The following is a 16,546-nucleotide window of genomic DNA, read 5'->3' as shown; positions in this document are numbered from 1 at the left end:
ATCAGCTCCTGCTATTCTTCGAATGAGACGACGGTGACGGACGCGCCGGGCGTGGTTTCGAACTCCGCAGCCGCGGCCTCGATCCGCGCGAGTTGCCCGAGCGCACGCGAGCAGAGAAATCCGTACTTCTCACGGACGCGCTCGGCCGCGATCGTCAGCGCGACACGGCTGCGTTCCCTGAAATCGGCGAGCGCATAGGTCGCGCCCGGCGAGAAATGATCCTTGATGACAAGCGAGGGCGAATAGCAGGCCTCGATCCGCTCATCGGGCCAACGCACGTGAAAATGCATCTCAGGCATAATGCACCTCGCGCATCTGCTGATATGTCGCCATGTGTGCGGCGGCGGTGCGGCTCCAGTCATGACGCTGGGCAACCCTGGCGCCGTTGGCGATCAGGCGAGAGCGCAGCGGCTCGGTGAGCGCGCAAAGAGCAGCGTCCCCGATCGAGCCCGGATGATACGGATCGCACCAGGCAACATCGTCAAGACCGAGGTATTCCGTGAATGGCGCGATATGCGAGACCACCGCCGGAACGCCGCTGGCCATCGCTTCCAGCACGGCAAGGCCAAAGCCTTCGCGCAAGGACGGAAACAGCAGCACATCGGCCAGTCGAAACAGCGACGGCATCTCTGCGTCTCCAAGCGGACCGGTCTCGATCACGGCGTCGGCGGGGAGCCCCGCCTCGCGCATCCGGGACGCGAACTGCTGCCGATAGAGACCATGATCCAGCAGGGACGCGCCGCCGGCGATCACGAGTTGCGCGGTCCGGTGCACTGCGTGCACCTGCCGGAACGCTTCGAGGATACCGAGCGTGTTCTTGCGGTGCTCGACGCCGCCGACGGAGAGCAGGATCGGGCCGGCGCGAAGGCCGAGCCGGCTGCGCAACGCCTGATCGCCTGGCGTCGCGACGGGCGAATAGCGCGCCGTATCGACGCCATTGCCGACCAGCGTTGCCGAGCGCGACATCTCCGCCTGCAGCTGCGCCTGCCAGAACCGGCTGACGACGAACAGGCCGTCGGCATGGACGATCGAACGACGGTCGAGCTCGCAAAGCCGCTCGTCCCTGAAGGCATCGACATGATGAACGGTGCGGACATAGCGCTGAATCAAGCCGCGCTGCTTCAACGTCGCGAGCGCATTCCCGGAGATGCCGTCCTGGGCATGGAAGACGTCGTACTGCCGGTTGGCAGCATCCTCGAAGTGCCTGATATAATCCGCGATGCGGGCTTCGACCATCGCGGTGACGTCACCCGAGGCTGGCGAGGCAGGCACGGCGCGGGTCGCGGCGACGCTGCGGCGGTGGAAGCCTTTGCCGGTCGGATCGGGGGCATGAACGACGGGCCGATGGCCAAGGTCCGCGAGGGCATCCGCCAACGCGAGCGCATGCACGACGCCGCCCCTCGGATTGGTCGAATGCGCCAGGATCGCGACGCGCAGCCCGGACGAGCTCATGCCACGCTCCGCTGTTGATAGCCCTGGTCCGGCGCGCACCCGATCAGGGGCTGGCCCGCGAAGTCCCACACGGTTGCGCGGGCGGAAGCTGCGGTAATATCGACGCGTGTCCCCGCGCTGACGTCTCCAATCGCGGCCGCCGCGATGCCACGCCGCTGGAAGCGCGACAGGATCTCATCGACGTGTTCGGGCTGCGCCGACAGGAGATAGCCGAAGCTCGGGAATGTCAGCAGCCAACGCTCGAGCGGCGCACCTGCGGGAATCGGAATCGCCTCGACATCCAGCGTGATGGCGACCCGCGAGCATTCGGCCAGCATTGCCGCGGTCCCGACGATGCCGCCCTGGCTGATGTCCTTTGCTGCGAGCGCGAGTCCCGCCTCGGCGATCGACGGCAGGATTTCCAGATCGCCCCGCAACCGTTCCGCCGGCGCGTCGGTTGCCGCTTCCCAGTTCGCGAACGGCTCGCGGTACCGACCGCGCAAATCAACCGCGGCAATGAGCCTGTCACCGGGCCTGGCATCGAAGCTCGTGAGCAGGCGCCTCGCGCGGCCGAGGATCGCGACGGCAAACTGGCTCTGGTTGCTGCGCAGATTGGTGTGACCGCCGATGACGGGCACTCCGAACGTCTTCGCAGCCGCTTTCAATCCTTCGAGAATGGGCGCGGCCTTGTCCGCACCATTGGACCAGATCGCGTTGACGATGGCGGTGGGCCGTCCGCCCATCGCGGCGACGTCCGAGATGTTGACCATGGCGCCGCACCAGCCCGCAAACCAGGGGTCGGCGGCGACGAATTCGTTCATGAAGCCTTCGATGGCGAACAGCGTGTAGCCATCGCCCTCCGGGATCGCCGCGCAATCATCGCCGACCGGGATGAAGTCGCCGCCCGACAGGTCGAGCGCCGCCGCAACGGAAGCGATGTCGGCCTTGGCGACAACGCCGCGGCTTTGACGCAGCTTGTCGGCGAGATCTGCGAGTGCGACGTCCGTCACCATGATCAGGCCGCCAGCTTTGCCAGTGACAGGAACCCGGTTTCGGGTGTCCGGAACGGCGGGTAATGATCGAGATCGGCCTCCATGCGATGATGCGGCCGGCCATGGAGCTCGAATTCCCCGAGCGAACGCCAATGCATGTGCTGGAACAGAAGCGCATTCTGACTTTGCACGTTGGCGAGGAAGCGCCGGCAGCCGCGCGCGTGCGCGGAGGACACGGCGAGCCGGATCAGGCCGGCGCCGACCGCACTGAGCCGGCGATACCCCTTCTCGACGGCAAGGCGCGAGCCCCACCACACATCCGCCTCGTGGTCATCGGCGTGAATGCGCACGGTGCCGACGACCTCGTCCTCGGCGACGCCGAGCAGCGACACCGCCACGAGCGGAATGGCTGAAACGTCGACCGTGTCGCGATCGTCGCCCGCAAACACGCCCTGCTCTTCGCAGAACACCTTGCGGCGCAGCGCTGCAGCGGCATTGCGCTCCCAGGCTTCGGTTGCGAATTTGACCTGGAATTCCGGTGCAACGAACGGCTTGAAGGGCTCGAACATCATGCGCTTGCTCCGCGTTCGTAAGTGGACAGGGCCGAACAGGCGCCGCATTTGCCGCAGCCTGCCTTGATGTCGGTGGCGCGCAGATCGCCTGCGCGCAGCATCTCGGCGAGCGGACGCAGGATCTCGTGCATGAATGCCGGAGACGGGGTCGGATGGCTCTCCAGCGGCGTACCGGCGATCGGCACGAACGGCACGACGAAGGGGTAGACGCCGATCTCGATCAGCCGGCGCGAGAGCGCGAGGATCTCGGACGGCTCGTCGCCCAGACCCGCGAGGATGTAAGTCGAGACTTGACCGCGGCCGAACACCGGCACCGCGGCTTCGAACGCTTCCATATATTGCTCGACCTGGACCTGCGCCTTGCCGGGCATGATCCTTTGCCGCACGGCAGGCCCGATCACCTCCAGGTGCATGCCGAGCGCATCGACGCCCGAATTCTTCATGCGCTGGAACCAGGCAAAATCGTCCGGCGGTTCACATTGGGCCTGGATCGGCAGGTCGACGGCGGCTTTGACCGCCTCTGCACTCTCCGCAAGGATGCCGGCGCCGCGATCAGAGGTATGCGGCGTGCCCGTCGTCATCACCATGTGCCTGACGCCGTCGAGCTCGACGGCGACCCTCGCGACTTCGGCGAGCTGTGCCGGCGTCTTGCGCTCGACGGTGCGTCCGGCCGCGAGCGACTGGCCGATGGCGCAGAACTGGCAAGTCTTGGTGCGGCTCTGGTAGCGAATGCAGGTCTGCAGCACCGTGGTGGCGAGAACGTCGCGCCCGTGCAGGGTCGCTATCTTCCAATAGGGAACGCCGTCGTCAGTGGTGCGATCGTAGAATTTGGGTCGCAGCGGAAACGAGACGTCTGCGAGCACGACGCCGTCGCGCGAGATGCGGCTGCGCCCGGCCTCGTCCGGACGCTCGACGAGATAGGGGCTCTCGAACGCCGGCGCGTTGTGAACCGGAATCATCACGGTCGCGCCGTCGATCGTGAACGGCGTGTGATCCGACGGTCCGGCGCCGCCGCGGCGGCTGGTTCCCCCGGTCTTGGGATCAGCGAGCCGGACCCCGAAGGACTGCAACTCGTTGATCAGTTGCTCGGTCGGCATCGCCTTCGGAATTGACTTGGGTTGCGGCATCTGCGGTCTCATCTGATTGATCTCTCGGAATGGGCGTAGGCCGGTTCGGGTGTAAGCCGTGCATGGTGCGCGCGGGTTGGTCGTTCAGCACCAGCGAGAGCAGCTCCGGCCGGGCGTAGTGGCCGACCGAGTCCATCATCCGCTTGCGCTTGGTGATCAGGGCAAGATCGAGATCGGCGACGAGGATGCCCTCGCCGCTGGTCAGCGGCGGCACCAGATGATTGCCTTCCGGGGAGACGATCGCGGTCATGCAGCCGCCGCGCAGGCCCTTGCGCAGGCCTTCCTCCGGCGAAATCTTGGCGATCTGCTCTTCGGTCAGCCAGCCGGTGGCGTTGACGACGAAGCAGCCGCTTTCCAGCGCGTGATGCCGGATCGTCACCTCGATCTGGTCGGCGAAAATCTGCCCGACCAGCGACCCCGGAAACTGGGCCGCGTGGATCTCTTCGTGCTGGGCCATCAGGGCGTAGCGGGCAAGCGGATTGTAGTGCTCCCAGCAGGCCAGCGCGCCGACCCGGCCGACTGCGGTCTCGACCACCTTCAGGCCGGCGCCATCGCCCTGCCCCCAGATCATGCGCTCATGAAATGTCGGCGTAATCTTGCGGCGCTTCAGGAGAAGCGCGCCGTTCGCGTCGAACACGAGTTGAGTGTTGTAAAGCGAGCCGTGATCGCGCTCGTTGACGCCGAGCACCACCACTATGCCGTGGCGCTTGGCTGCCTGCGCAACGGCATCGGTCACAGGACCGGGCACGATGACGGCGTTCTCGTAGAGATGGATGTGCTCGGCGCCGCTCAGGACCGGCGGACGGACAAAGGAGAAATACGGGTACCAGGGAACGAACGTCTCCGGAAAAACGGCGAACTGGACTCCCTTGCCCGCGGCCTCCGCAATGGCCGCCAGGATCCGGTCGACCGTTCCGGTCGGCGTGTCCAGATCCGGCGCGATCTGAATCGCGCCGGCCCTGATCGTACGTTTCGCTGTCACTTGTGCTCTCCCTCGTCCGTCGCGCGAGCCGACCGGGATCAGACTGTCCAGGTGTGGAGCATGAAGGCGTCGTCCCTGCGGTGAAGCAGGATGAGGTCGAGCACATCGAGCGGATTGATCGGCCGGATGCCGGGAATGAGTGACGGCTCGCCATGGCCGTACAGCGCCTGCAAAGCGAACCGGCAGGCATAGACCTTGCCGCCTTCGTCCATGAACTTTGCGAGCTGGTTGTTGAAGTTCTGCGCGCCGGGGAAGGCTTCATCGCCGATCTTCGGGAAGCCGCGCTGAATGCCGAGCGTGACACCGGGACCGTAAAGCAGAACCGACGTCTCGAAGCCCTTCCGCTTCAGGCGCAGCGCCTGCAGAATATTGACGAGGCCGATGGAGCCCTCGAACGCAACGGTGTGGAAGGTGACCAGCGCCTTCTCACCCGGCTTTGCTTTGACGTCCTCGAAAACCTTCTCTTCGTAGTCGACGAGAAAGTCGCCCTTCTGACGCGCGGGCATGTTCACTGCTGGCATTGACACCTCCTGTTCACGTCCGGCCTCCCGGATCGGGATCAGGTTTTGCAATCAATGTGCCAAGCCGCGTTCTGCACTACAAATCATCAAACCATACAATCTGCATTCATTTATACATTCAATGTTGAATGGAGACCTGACTGGATTCGGATATGCCGGCGCGGTGCACGAAAAATAGTGCCTGAAAAATGCTGTGCAGCGCGCCTGATCGATGTGCAACGCGCCGGCGGAACCGCTGCTAAGCGCCAGGATAGACGCGCGACGCAATTGCGTCACCGCTTGCAACAATATACAGTCAATTATGCTGACATAACCTATCGGGACTCTGCAATGGCCGACTGGCGACCCGACCTTTCAACCAGCGACAAGCCGCGTTATCTCGCGATTGCCGACGCAATCGCCGATGATATCGCCGCCGGGCGACTCGTGATCGGCGACCGCCTGCCGCCGCAGCGGAAACTGGCCAAGCGCCTCGACGTCGATTTCACGACCGTCGCGCGCGGCTATGTCGAAGCCCAGAAGCGCGGGCTGATCGAATCCAAAGTCGGACAAGGAACCTTCGTCCGCGACAAGCCGCGACCGCGGCGCTCGGCGACAAGCTTTCCGCCCCGTCCCGTCGACCTGTCGATGAACCTGCCGCCCGAGCCCGATGACCCTGAACTGATCGAGCGCATGCAGGCCGGCGCCGAACATGTGCTGCGCGACATTGCATCGCTGCTGCGCTACCAGGGCTTTGGCGGCACGCAGGCCGACAAGGATGCCGCCTCGAGCTGGCTCGGCCGCCGCGCCTTGGTGCCGGCCCAGAATCGCATCTTCGTCTCGCCCGGCGCACATCCGGCGTTGCTCGGCATCCTCTCGATCCTCGCGAAGGCGGGCGAGGTGGTGCTGTGCGAGGCCATCACCTATCCCGGAATCAGGTCGATCGCCGCGCAGCTCGGCATCAATCTCGTCGGCCTGCCGATGGATGCGGATGGCATCGAGCCGCAGGCGCTGACCGATGCCTGCAAGAAACTGAAGCCCAAGGCGGTCTACCTCAATCCGACGCTGCAGAACCCGACGACCCTGACCATCCCGGACTCGCGACGGCGCGAGATCGTCGCGATCGCACGACGCTTCAAGCTGCCTGTTATCGAGGACGATGCCTACGGCTTCATTCCCGAGCACGGCCACGGCCACGCGCCCTTCGCGGCGATCGCGCCCGATCTGACCTGGCATGTCGCGGGACTGGCCAAATGCATCGGCGCGGGCCTGCGCACCGCCTATGTCGTCGTGCCCGATACGCGCTCGGCGTGGCCGTTTGCCTCGGCGCTCCGCTCCGCGACCGTGATGGCATCGCCCCTCACCGTGGCGATCGCGACGCGCTGGATCGAAGACGGCACCGCGGACACGATGTTGCGGTTCATCCGCGCCGAGACATCGGCGCGGCAGAAGCTCGCCGCCGAAATCCTTCCCAGGGGGTCCTATCGCGGCGATCCCCTGAGCTTCAATCTATGGGTTGAGCTTCCTGCACCCTGGAGGCGCTCGGCTTTCGTGGAGCATATGCGACAGACCGGCATCGGTGTCGTCGCCAGCGACGCCTTTGTCGTGAGCGATCCGCCTCCCGAGGCCGTAAGAATATGCATCGGCGGTCCTTCGACACGAACGCAGATCAGAGGCGCGCTCGAATACGCGGCTCACGCGCTGCTCGAAACGCCGGCCCTGGCCTCGCCGTTTCTCTGATCCGTCAAGAGCACGATCGCGCGCCGGCCCGACCGATCGAGGTGCAGCCCGCTTGCAAATTCGGCAAGCTCGATCACTGTAAGGACCGCACGCAGGCAATGCCAAGAACCTGCGGCTCATCATGGAGGACACATGCTTCCCTATGTCGCCCACGATCCTCGCTTCGACCGGCTGGTCATCGGCCACGTCAATCTCGAAAAGCTCACCAGCGGATGCCGCTGGGCCGAAGGCCCCGCCTACTTTCCGGCCGGGCGCTACCTCGTCTGGTCCGACATTCCGAACGACCGGATGATGCGGTTCGACGAGACCGACGGATCCGTGTCGGTGTTCCGCGCACCGAGCTTCAACTCCAACGGCAACACGACTGATCGCCAGGGCCGGCTGGTCAGTTGCGAGCATTTCATGCGGCGCGTCACGCGGACCGAGCACGACGGCTCGATCACCGTGCTGGCGGATGCGTTTGAGGGCCGCCGGCTGAATTCGCCCAATGACGTCGTGGTCAAATCAGACCACTCGATCTGGTTCTCCGATCCGACCTACGGCATCGACAGTGACTATGAGGGGCAGCAAAGCCCGTCCGAAATCGGCGCTTCCAACGTCTACCGGATCGACGGCAGCTCCGGTGCGATCACGCGCGTCGTGTCCGACCGGGTGCAACCGAACGGGCTGGCCTTCTCGCCGGACGAAAGCAGGCTCTATGTCGCCGACACCGGCGCGACGCATGTCCGCGGGTTGCCGCCGACGATCTGGTCCTACGAGGTCAAGGGACAAACGGTCGGAGAAGCCTCGTTGTTTGCGACCTGCCCCGACGGGCTCTATGACGGCTTCCGCGTCGATATCCACGGCAACATCTGGACATCGGCGGGCCGCAGCGTGTTCTGCTACGCGGCGGACGGAACGCATATCGGCACCATCCCGATCGGCGAGATCGCCGCCAATGTCTGCTTCGGCGGCCCGCGCCGTAACCGCCTCTATATATGCGGACAGACGTCGCTGTATTCGATCTACCTCAACACGCGCGCGGCGGTTTAGGACAATGATGTCGGTCAAAGAGAACGTGTCGCGTCAACTCGTGACACGTTCGCCGCGCCCGTACACCAGCAACATGAAGATGATGACCAGGCCGTAGATCACCTGCCGGCCGGCCTCGGGCATGTCCATGATCGACAGCACGCTGTTGAGCAGCACGATCAGCACGACGCCGATCAGCGTGCCGAGGTAACGGCCGCGACCGCCGAGGATATTGGTGCCGCCGATCACGACGGCCGCGATCGACGGCAGCAGATACGCATCTCCCATGCCCTGATAGGCCTTGGTGGAGTAGCCGGCGAGCAGGACGCCGGCCAGCGCGGCGGCGAGACCGCAGAGGACGAAACAGATCACCGTGATGCGGCGGGTGTCGACGCCCGCGAGATACGCGGCCGCCTCCTTGTTGCCGATCGCATAGACGTAACGTCCGAGCGTGGTGCGCTGGAGAATGATCGTGACGAGCACCGACATGGCGATCCACACGAACACGGCGTTGGGAATGCCGAGCGTGCGGTCGCCGGCGAGCATCCGCATCAAATCGGTGGCGCCCGTCTGCGGGGCGTAGCCGCCGGTATGGGCAACCATCAGACCGCGCATCACCGCGTTGACGCCGAGGGTGAAGATCATCGAGGGCACGCGCAAGTAAGCAATCCCGATCCCGTTGACGAGACCGACAAGCAACCCGACGCCGAGCCCGACCGGAATGGCGAGCGGCCCGCCGATCGACGTCGCCATCATCGCGGCCGCGGCGAGCGTCCACGGCACCGACAGGTCGATCTGGGCGATCAGGATCACCATCATCATTCCGGCGGCCACGATGCCGAGGAAGGCGCCGATCTGCAGCTGCTGCAACAGATAGGTCGGCGACAACAGCGGCGCGCTGCCGAAGCGGGCAAAGGTATAGACCGTGCCCGCGACGAGGATGACGAGGATAAACAGCGCAGCGATCAGGATCGGGCGGTCATCGCGCGAGAGACTGAGAGAGGCCGAACTCATCGAAACAGCTCCAGCGTATTCTTGACGCGCAGAACGCCGAGCGCGCCGATGCTGACCGCCCCCAGCAGGATCAGCCCCTCGAACAGCGGCTGCAACAGCGGCGCGATATCGAAGATGCGGAAGAAGAACGAGATCACACGCAGCACCATGGCGCCGAAGATCGAGCCGATCGCGCTGCCGGTCCCCCCTAACAGCGACGTGCCGCCGATCACGACGGAGGCGATGGAGTTGAGCGTGTAGGCGCCGGCCTGCGGGATGTCGGCATTGCCCGAGGATGTCTGGATGGCGAGGAACAGGCCGCCACAGCCGGCAAAGAAACCGGCGAGCGTGAAGGCCGCGATCTTGGCGCGCTCGATCGGCAGGCCGGACATGTAGGCGGCGCCTTCGGCCGAGCCGACCGCATAGACGGTGCGTCCAAGCACGGAGCGACGGAACGGCACCCAGACCAGGAGCGCGATCAGGATCAGCAGCACGAACGGCACCGGAATCCAGGCCACCGGCGCGAACCAGCTTGCGGCGCCGTCGTCAAAAATGTGGACCGTCGAGGCGAAGTCGCCGAGCGAGTTGGTCAGCGCCCAGTTGAGATCCTCGTCGATCTTGCCGCCCGGCGTCGGCCGCAGGAACAGCGCGATGCCGATATAGACCGCGCCGGTCGCGAGCGTCGCGATGATCGGCTGGATTCGTCCGTAGACGACGACGCACCCATTGACGAAGCCGGCCAGTGCGCCGGTCGCAAGGCATATGACGATGCCGAGCAGGATGCCGCTCAGCCCGCCCGGAAAGGTACCGAGGCCGACATGCAGGCCGAAGATGTCGAGATGCAGCGGGGCGCCGCCCGCCGCCCCCGCGAGCAGATAGCTCGCAAAACACCCCACCATGGTCATGACGGCGCCCACCGAGAGGTCCAGCCCCGACGCCAGCACCGGCACGGTCTGGGCCATCGCCAGCATGGCGAGCGCAAAGATCTCGTCGCCGTTCTGCACCAGAACCGCCGACGAGAAGCCCTTGGGGTGGGCGAGGTTGTAGAGCAGATAAAGGATGGAGAACAACAGGACGGCGGTGACGATGCCGACGTTCTGGCGAATCCGGATGGCGACATCGTCAAGCATGGGCCGCTCCGGCGGCAACCGGCGTCGCCGCGTCGATGTTCAGCGCGCTCGCGATGATGTTGGTCTCGTTGAGCTCGTCGCCTGCGAGCTCGCGCACGATGCGCCCATCATACATGATCGCCACCCGGTCGCAGCAGCCGATGAGTTCGTCATAATCCGTCGAATAGAACAGGATCGCGGCGCCCTGGTCGGCGAGTTCGCGCATCAACCGGTAAAGCTCCTGCTTGGTGCCGACGTCGATGCCGCGTGTGGGATCGTTGAGCAGGATGAGCTTGGGATCGGTCATCAGCCATTTGGCGAGCACGACCTTCTGCTGGTTGCCGCCGGAGAGCGTGGAGACCGCATCGCCGGGCGCGCCGATCTTGATCTGAAGCCGCGCGATGGCGCGCTTGATCGCCTCGTTCTCCCGCGCGCGATCGACCAGCGGTCCGGTCGAGATCGCATCGAGCGAAGCGATCACCAGATTGTCCGCAATCGACATCGGCAGCATCAGGCCCTCGGTCTTGCGATCCTCCGGCACCAGCGCGATGCCGACCGACTTCGCTGCGGCCGGCGACCCCGGACGCACCTCGCAGCCTTCAATGGTGACCCGGCCGGAAACACTGCGAAGGACACCGAACAACGCCAGCAGCAGGGATTTCTGGCCCTGGCCGTCGAGCCCGCCAAGGCCGACGATCTCGCCGGCGCCGACGCGGAGGCAGATGCGATCGAGGTGCCTGTCCCAGCTGAGGTTCTCGATATCAAGCACGGGCTTTGCCGCTTCCCGCACGGGCTTGGGCGGATATTGAGTCGCGATGTCGCGCCCGATCATGAGCTGGACGATATCGGCGGTGGAGCGCCGGCCCTTGTCGAAGGTCTCGATATGGCGTCCGTTGCGGAACACGGAGGCGCGGTCGGCCAGCGCTTCGACCTCGTGCATCCGGTGCGAGATGTAGAGAATGGCAACGCCCTCGGCCTTGAGCCGCGCCAGCATGGCATACACCTTTTCGACGTCGGCGCTGGTGAGGGCCGACGTGGCTTCGTCGAGGATCAGGAGCTGCGGCTTCTTGCCGAGCGCCTTGGCGATCTCCACCACCTGGCGGCGTGACAAGGGCAGGTCGCGCACCCGCATCAGGGGATTGACGTCCTCGCAGCCGATCCCGGCCAGAAGCTCCTCGGCACGGCGGCGCTGCGCCCGCGCGTCGATGAGGCCGAAGCGGCGCGGCGGCGAGGCGATCGAAATGTTGTCCGCGACCGAGAGGTCGGGCATCAGCGACAATTCCTGGAAGATGCAGACGACACCGGCTGCATTGGCGGCGGACGGCGTCGCGAAGCTCACATCGTTTCCCCCAAGCCGCATTGTGCCGGTATCGGGCTGGACAACGCCGGCAATGATCTTGATCAGCGTGGACTTGCCGGCGCCGTTCTCGCCCAGCACGGCGTGGATCTTGCCGCGCTCGCATGCGAAATCCACGCCTTCGAGCGCGCGCACACCGGCATAGCGCTTGGAAATTCCCGAGAGCGTGAGGAAGGCGGATTGGGCCAGGGCAGCATCTGACATGACGGGGCTCACGCAGCCGCGGCCCGGCAAGGGCCGGGCCGCAACCGTGACATCGGAAGTCGGCTCACTGGGTGTTCTTTTCACTCTGCGACATGATCTCCGGCGCCGTGAAGTTGACGCCGCAGGGCGTGAACTGGTTCGGCGCGAAGAAGTTGGCGTTGAGGTCCGGCCAGTAATTGGTGCCGGGCTTCAGGTCCTTGTAGGTCGCAACCGGGATCGGGATCGAGATCAGCTGCGGCATCACGTTGCCTTGCAACGCGGAGATCGCTGCCTTCGTGGCAATTGCGACCAGCGCCGGAGACTGGCCGTAGGACATGCCCTTGAGCCCGTCCTTGGCATGATCGGCGATCTGCTTGCGGTACTCGTTCTCGCCCTCGCCCGACATCGGCACGAAGGGGTGCTTCGCCGCCATCATGGCCTGAACGGTGCCGTCGGAGCCGCCTTGCGTGAACACGCCATCGAAATGGCCGTGCACGGCGAGCGCATCCGCCGTCACCTTCTGCGAGGTGCCGGTGTCCCAATTGCCGACCACTTCGGTGATCTTGAAGCTGTTGCCCGGCGCTTCCATCACCTCGCGGAAGCCGAGATGCCGATCACGGTCGACCGAGTTGCCGGGCAAGCCGCGGACTTCGAGAATGTCGCCCGCCTTCTTGCCGCTTTCGTCGATGAGCCACTTGGCCGACATGCGGCCCATTTCCTTCTGGTCCTCGTTGACCATCATCACCTTGTCGGTGTCGAGGACGTTGTCGAAGGGAACGACCACCACGTTGTTCTTGTCGGCGAGGCGAATGATGCGGTCGAAGCCGTCAGGAGCCACCGCGATGGTGACGATCGCGTCATAGCCCTGATTGATGAAGTCCTCCATCGCGCCGAGTTGCGCGGCAACATCGGTGCCGGTCGAGACGACCTTGAACTCCTTGATGTTCTCCTTGATGCCCGGCTGCGCGGCGAAAGCCTTTGCGGTCTTCACCATCTGGATGCGCCAGGTGTTGCCGACGAAGCCGTTGACGAGGGCGATCTTGTAGGGACCCGGCTTCTTGTCCCACTGGAAGAACTTGGTTTGGGCTGACCAGGGCTTGAAGCAAGCTGGATCGGCGCCCGGACCGGACACGACCTTGGGCCCTGCCAGGGCGCTGACCGAGGACAGCAACAGGCCGGCGCAAGCCAGCCCCGTCAAACGAAGCGTCCACACCATATCTCTTCTCCTGAGCTTTCTGTTCCACCCTTAACGGCGCAAAAGGCCAAGCCGGGAATTGGACGTCCCGTGCAGTTTACGTAGCTAGGATGCCACGCAACCTCTGATGCACACAAGCCGAATGCCCCTCGTAGGGGCTGACGCGTGTCGAACGCGTCAAGTGAAACCATCACAATTGCTGGAGACCATGCGGCGCTGCGGCGAAGCTGAAAAACATACGCGTGACAAGCGGATGCTCGCGTCGGGCTTGATGCAGCGCAATCGAATGATGTCGAGCCAGTCGAATGATTGCAAACCAAGAGACAGCGCAGCAAAAAGAATGATACTCAGGGAAAAACGGCGAAGCGATCATGGTCAGCTTGCGCGTCCGAATTGCCTAGCGCCGTGCATGTTGACTTTCGTCCATGCCGTCCAAATACTCGCAAAAAAATAAGAGACAGTCCCAACGACGGACTTGAGGGAGGGATAGGATGCCGACTTCACGCAGGCAGCTGCTGAAGGGTACGGCGGCTGCCGCCGCCACGCTCAGCCTCGATTGGACCCGGGCCCAGGCGCAAGCCGAGAATTTGCGTATCGGCCTGATCTACGATCTCACCGGGCCATTTGCCGCGGGCGGCTCGGTCGCCTCCTCGGTCGGCGCGCAGATCGCCATCGATCTCGTCAACGAAAAGGGTGGCATCGGCGGCAAGACCAGGATCGTGCCTGTCCCCGCCGACTCCCAGAGCAAGGCCGACGTCGCCATCAACGAGGCCGAACGGCTGATCAGCCAGGAGAAGATCGACATCATCAACGGCGTCTATTCCAGCGCGCACGCGGTGCCGATGGCGGCGAAGGTCGAGCAGCAGAAGAAGATCCTCTGGATCACGACCGCGGTATCGACCGCCGTGTTCAAGGACAAGAACCTGCAATATGTGTTTCGCGCGCAGATCCACTCCGACCAGTACGGCCAGGCGTTTGCGGGCTTCATGAGCGAGCACGCCAAGGCCAGGCTCGGCATGGAACCGAAGGACGTCAAGATCGCGCTGATCCACGAGGACGGCCCCTACGGCGTTGGTGTCGCCGCCGCGGACGAAGCCTATGCCAAGGAGGCCGGTCTTCAGATCGTGCTGAAGGAGGGCTATTCGGCCTCGGCGCCCGATCTGTCGGTACTCGTCACCAAGCTCAAGCGCGCCAAGGCCGACGTGATCTCGCATGCCGGTTACAACCCCGACATTACCCTGCTGCTGCGGCAGGCGCGCGAGAGCGGGCTGCGCTTCAAGATGCTGTTCGGCAACGGCGCCGGCTACAGCCAGCTCGACAAGCTGCGCGCGACCTTCGGCACGGACATCGACAATTTCTGCAACATCGATCCGGTGCCGGCGCAGCTGCTCGATCCCTCGAAGCTCGCGCCCGGCATGGGCGACCTGATCAAGACCATGGTGACGCGCTACCAGGCCAAGCTAGGCGCGACCGACGTGCCGCCGCACTGCTCGATGGGCTTCAACCAGACCTGGGTGCTGCTCAACAACGTGCTGCCGGTCGCCAGGGAGAAGTACGGCAGCTTTGAACCGGAGGCCATTCGCAAGGCCGCGCTCGACGTCGACATCCCGCCCGGCGGCACCATCCAGGGTTATGGAGTCAAATTCTTCCCGCCGGGCACGCCGCTCTCCGGCCAGAACGAACGCTCGACGCCGGTGGTGATGCAGAACGCCGGCGAGCATATTTCCGTCGTATGGCCGACCAACATTCGGACACAGGAGCCGGTGTTTCCTCTGCCGAAGGGATCGACCTACGGGGCATGAGGCGCCTGACAAGGAGCTGACAGCTCGCCCCTCTCCCGTCCCATTCATTTTGGGTGCAGCATCCACATGCTATAACGGGCCGCCATTCATCACGATGGCGCACGAGAGGTGGAGGTTTTCATGAAGATTCTTTCTGCTGCTCTGTTTGGAATTGTCGTTCTCTCGGCAGGTCTCTGGCTGTCGTCGACACCCGCCGCCGCCCTTGGCGGCTGCGGTCCCAACCAACATCGCGACGGTGCGGGGCGCTGCGTCTTCGGCGGTCAGAACCAGGATTGGTGTATCCGCAAGACCGGTCACCCGGCCACGCGCATGCCCAACGGCACGATGAAGTGCCTGTGAGCTGACGTTTACCGCTGCGCTTCTCCATCGATGCGACGCACCATCCTCTCCCCTCGCAGGAGAGGATGGTCATCGGGCGCTCGGCGCGATGCAAATTCGCCCAACGCTGATCCGCGCTGCAGCCGAAGCCAAACGCACCCAGCCGTCATTCTTTTCGCTCTGAAGATGGCTTCTTATCGCCAGACGCCCCGCGATGGTTGTGAGACGAAGTTAGCCCAAGGTTTTTCTGCTGGACGACGAGTCCCGCGACCCGGATGGGACGGACCCGCAACACCAGGCCGAATTGAACGCGCGCGGGAATAATCACGTCACGACAACGGTATCTTGGAATGCCGGTGCATTTTCAGGAGGCAACATTGAACACGCCCGAATTCTATGCCGCGTCGATTGCCTGCCTCTCGTGCCTGACCATCGTCGTGATGATCGCCGTCGGAGCCTGGTAGGCAAACCCCATGGGATCAGCGGCGCGCGACAGCGCCACGCGCCGCTCCTCTTCCGCCGCCCAATAGCCGGCGTTCGTTGACCTTGATCCTGGCGAGCTATTCCACCGAGACCCGCACCACGCCCGCGCTCATCATGCCAAGCGCCCGGGCGGCAGGGACCGAGAGATCGACGATGCGGCCGCGGATGAAGGGACCGCGATCATTGACGCGGCATTGAATGGTCCGTCCGCTGTAGGACACCTTGAGCACACTGCCGAACGGGCGTGTCCGATGCGCGCAGGTCAATTCTCCGTTCTTCGCTCCTTTTCCGTATCCATAGTATGAGGCAAGTCCGCTTTCGGCGTAGGCGACAGAAAATGCAGAAAGCGAGAAAGTGGTCAGACAAAACAAAAACGTCGAATGCGCTCGCACGGCACCGCTCCCGGTTGGCCCTGCCCTGCGCTGCAACGTCGCTTGGTTCCCTATCGTTCCGGGAACCGCATGGCGGCGCCCGGCGGTTGCTTCACACATTGTTACTGTTTGTGAAAGACCAGCGTGCGCACCTCAATGCGCGGCGCGGCATCGTCAGGCGTTGTCTGACCGACTTGCACACGTGTTGCCGGCTGTCGCGGCATAAACCCAGCGCGGAGGTGGCGAGTTGCGCAGGCTTCGCCTCGAGGCCGGCCCGCTGCATCTCGCCGCGATCGTGCTCGCGCATGTTGCCTGCATCAGCCTGATCGTCTGGTTATCTCTGTGATTGGTTGCCGCCGATATCCGGCACCGAGACCGGT

General features: G+C 64.3%; 16 protein-coding genes. 4 read left to right on the top strand and 12 right to left on the bottom strand.

Annotated elements, in window-relative coordinates; all coding sequences use genetic code 11:
• Positions 1-11: 11 nt before the first annotated feature.
• Genes JQ621_RS13110 through JQ621_RS13080 form a run of 7 tightly spaced genes read right to left on the bottom strand, consistent with a single transcriptional unit; the run spans position 12 to position 5,625 of the window.
• On the bottom strand, positions 12-299 hold the full coding sequence (locus tag JQ621_RS13110; protein ID WP_212235132.1) for an MSMEG_0570 family nitrogen starvation response protein: 288 nt from the start codon (positions 297-299) through the stop codon (positions 12-14).
• Positions 292-1,452, bottom strand: coding sequence for an MSMEG_0565 family glycosyltransferase (locus tag JQ621_RS13105; protein WP_212235131.1), 1,161 nt, complete (start codon positions 1,450-1,452; stop codon positions 292-294). Before JQ621_RS13105 ends, JQ621_RS13110 begins: the two co-directional genes overlap by 8 nt.
• Positions 1,449-2,444 (bottom strand): sll0787 family AIR synthase-like protein, encoded by a 996-nt coding sequence (locus JQ621_RS13100; protein WP_212235130.1) that lies wholly within the window; start codon positions 2,442-2,444, stop codon positions 1,449-1,451. The genes JQ621_RS13105 and JQ621_RS13100 overlap by 4 nt, the downstream gene beginning before the upstream one ends.
• A 2-nt stretch (positions 2,445-2,446) precedes the next feature.
• Complete coding sequence (locus tag JQ621_RS13095) at positions 2,447-2,995, bottom strand: MSMEG_0567/Sll0786 family nitrogen starvation N-acetyltransferase (RefSeq protein ID WP_212235129.1); 549 nt, start codon at positions 2,993-2,995, stop codon at positions 2,447-2,449.
• Positions 2,992-4,122, bottom strand: a complete 1,131-nt coding sequence (locus tag JQ621_RS13090) for an MSMEG_0568 family radical SAM protein (protein WP_212235128.1) — start codon at positions 4,120-4,122, stop codon at positions 2,992-2,994. Before JQ621_RS13090 ends, JQ621_RS13095 begins: the two co-directional genes overlap by 4 nt.
• Positions 4,037-5,104 (bottom strand): Nit6803 family nitrilase, encoded by a 1,068-nt coding sequence (locus JQ621_RS13085; protein ID WP_212235127.1) that lies wholly within the window; start codon positions 5,102-5,104, stop codon positions 4,037-4,039. Before JQ621_RS13085 ends, JQ621_RS13090 begins: the two co-directional genes overlap by 86 nt.
• A gap of 38 nt (positions 5,105-5,142) precedes the next feature.
• On the bottom strand, positions 5,143-5,625 hold the full coding sequence (locus tag JQ621_RS13080; protein WP_188100874.1) for an MSMEG_0572/Sll0783 family nitrogen starvation response protein: 483 nt from the start codon (positions 5,623-5,625) through the stop codon (positions 5,143-5,145).
• Positions 5,626-5,955: 330 nt separating this feature from the next.
• Here JQ621_RS13080 and JQ621_RS13075 point away from each other — a divergent pair, with 330 nt between their 5' ends.
• Together JQ621_RS13075 and JQ621_RS13070 are read left to right on the top strand one after the other, a co-directional pair.
• Positions 5,956-7,344, top strand: coding sequence for an aminotransferase-like domain-containing protein (locus JQ621_RS13075; RefSeq protein WP_212235126.1), 1,389 nt, complete (start codon positions 5,956-5,958; stop codon positions 7,342-7,344).
• Positions 7,345-7,476: 132 nt separating this feature from the next.
• Positions 7,477-8,376: an SMP-30/gluconolactonase/LRE family protein gene (locus JQ621_RS13070; protein ID WP_212235125.1), complete on the top strand. Its 900-nt coding sequence runs from the start codon at positions 7,477-7,479 to the stop codon at positions 8,374-8,376.
• A 33-nt stretch (positions 8,377-8,409) separates the two neighbouring features.
• Here JQ621_RS13070 and JQ621_RS13065 read toward each other — a convergent pair whose 3' ends face one another.
• The 4 genes from JQ621_RS13065 to JQ621_RS13050 all read right to left on the bottom strand — a co-directional run bounded on the left by JQ621_RS13065 (position 8,410) and on the right by JQ621_RS13050 (position 13,213).
• On the bottom strand, positions 8,410-9,369 hold the full coding sequence (locus JQ621_RS13065) for an ABC transporter permease (protein WP_212235124.1): 960 nt from the start codon (positions 9,367-9,369) through the stop codon (positions 8,410-8,412).
• Positions 9,366-10,478: an ABC transporter permease gene (locus tag JQ621_RS13060; protein ID WP_212235123.1), complete on the bottom strand. Its 1,113-nt coding sequence runs from the start codon at positions 10,476-10,478 to the stop codon at positions 9,366-9,368. Before JQ621_RS13060 ends, JQ621_RS13065 begins: the two co-directional genes overlap by 4 nt.
• A complete protein-coding gene (locus JQ621_RS13055) occupies positions 10,471-12,018 on the bottom strand; it encodes a sugar ABC transporter ATP-binding protein (protein ID WP_212235122.1) in 1,548 nt (515 codons plus the stop codon). Before JQ621_RS13055 ends, JQ621_RS13060 begins: the two co-directional genes overlap by 8 nt.
• A 64-nt stretch (positions 12,019-12,082) precedes the next feature.
• The gene (locus tag JQ621_RS13050) at positions 12,083-13,213 is read right to left on the bottom strand and encodes a sugar ABC transporter substrate-binding protein (RefSeq protein ID WP_212235121.1); all 1,131 of its coding nucleotides are present in this window, start codon (positions 13,211-13,213) and stop codon (positions 12,083-12,085) included.
• 470 nt (positions 13,214-13,683) lie between these two features.
• On the opposite strand from JQ621_RS13050, the gene JQ621_RS13045 reads away from it, so the two are divergent.
• Together JQ621_RS13045 and JQ621_RS13040 are read left to right on the top strand one after the other, a co-directional pair.
• Positions 13,684-14,994, top strand: coding sequence for an ABC transporter substrate-binding protein (locus tag JQ621_RS13045; protein WP_212235120.1), 1,311 nt, complete (start codon positions 13,684-13,686; stop codon positions 14,992-14,994).
• A 120-nt stretch (positions 14,995-15,114) separates the two neighbouring features.
• A complete protein-coding gene (locus JQ621_RS13040; RefSeq protein ID WP_212235119.1) occupies positions 15,115-15,333 on the top strand; it encodes a hypothetical protein in 219 nt (72 codons plus the stop codon).
• A 539-nt stretch (positions 15,334-15,872) separates the two neighbouring features.
• Here the strand turns inward: JQ621_RS13040 and JQ621_RS13035 are convergent.
• Complete coding sequence (locus JQ621_RS13035; RefSeq protein ID WP_212235118.1) at positions 15,873-16,187, bottom strand: septal ring lytic transglycosylase RlpA family protein; 315 nt, start codon at positions 16,185-16,187, stop codon at positions 15,873-15,875.
• Between the last annotated feature and the right edge of the window lie 359 nt (positions 16,188-16,546).

This window comes from Bradyrhizobium manausense, from assembly GCF_018129685.1.
GTDB lineage: Bacteria > Pseudomonadota > Alphaproteobacteria > Rhizobiales > Xanthobacteraceae > Bradyrhizobium > Bradyrhizobium manausense_D.
Note: the sequence above shows the minus strand (reverse complement) of the source record. Positions and strands in the feature narration are given on the sequence as shown.

Bases quoted from the DNA above. Each gene is read 5' to 3' on its own strand.
- JQ621_RS13075 (WP_212235126.1), top strand. From the start codon at position 5,956: ATGGCCGACTGGCGACCCGACCTTTCAACCAGCGACAAGCCGCGTTAT.
- JQ621_RS13100 (WP_212235130.1), bottom strand. From the start codon at position 2,444: ATGGTGACGGACGTCGCACTCGCAGATCTCGCCGACAAGCTGCGTCAA.
- JQ621_RS13055 (WP_212235122.1), bottom strand. From the start codon at position 12,018: ATGTCAGATGCTGCCCTGGCCCAATCCGCCTTCCTCACGCTCTCGGGA.
- JQ621_RS13065 (WP_212235124.1), bottom strand. From the start codon at position 9,369: ATGAGTTCGGCCTCTCTCAGTCTCTCGCGCGATGACCGCCCGATCCTG.
- JQ621_RS13070 (WP_212235125.1), top strand. From the start codon at position 7,477: ATGCTTCCCTATGTCGCCCACGATCCTCGCTTCGACCGGCTGGTCATC.
- JQ621_RS13040 (WP_212235119.1), top strand. From the start codon at position 15,115: ATGAAGATTCTTTCTGCTGCTCTGTTTGGAATTGTCGTTCTCTCGGCA.
- JQ621_RS13080 (WP_188100874.1), bottom strand. From the start codon at position 5,625: ATGCCAGCAGTGAACATGCCCGCGCGTCAGAAGGGCGACTTTCTCGTC.
- JQ621_RS13110 (WP_212235132.1), bottom strand. From the start codon at position 299: ATGCCTGAGATGCATTTTCACGTGCGTTGGCCCGATGAGCGGATCGAG.
- JQ621_RS13050 (WP_212235121.1), bottom strand. From the start codon at position 13,213: ATGGTGTGGACGCTTCGTTTGACGGGGCTGGCTTGCGCCGGCCTGTTG.
- JQ621_RS13060 (WP_212235123.1), bottom strand. From the start codon at position 10,478: ATGCTTGACGATGTCGCCATCCGGATTCGCCAGAACGTCGGCATCGTC.
- JQ621_RS13095 (WP_212235129.1), bottom strand. From the start codon at position 2,995: ATGATGTTCGAGCCCTTCAAGCCGTTCGTTGCACCGGAATTCCAGGTC.
- JQ621_RS13045 (WP_212235120.1), top strand. From the start codon at position 13,684: ATGCCGACTTCACGCAGGCAGCTGCTGAAGGGTACGGCGGCTGCCGCC.
- JQ621_RS13090 (WP_212235128.1), bottom strand. From the start codon at position 4,122: ATGCCGCAACCCAAGTCAATTCCGAAGGCGATGCCGACCGAGCAACTG.
- JQ621_RS13105 (WP_212235131.1), bottom strand. From the start codon at position 1,452: ATGAGCTCGTCCGGGCTGCGCGTCGCGATCCTGGCGCATTCGACCAAT.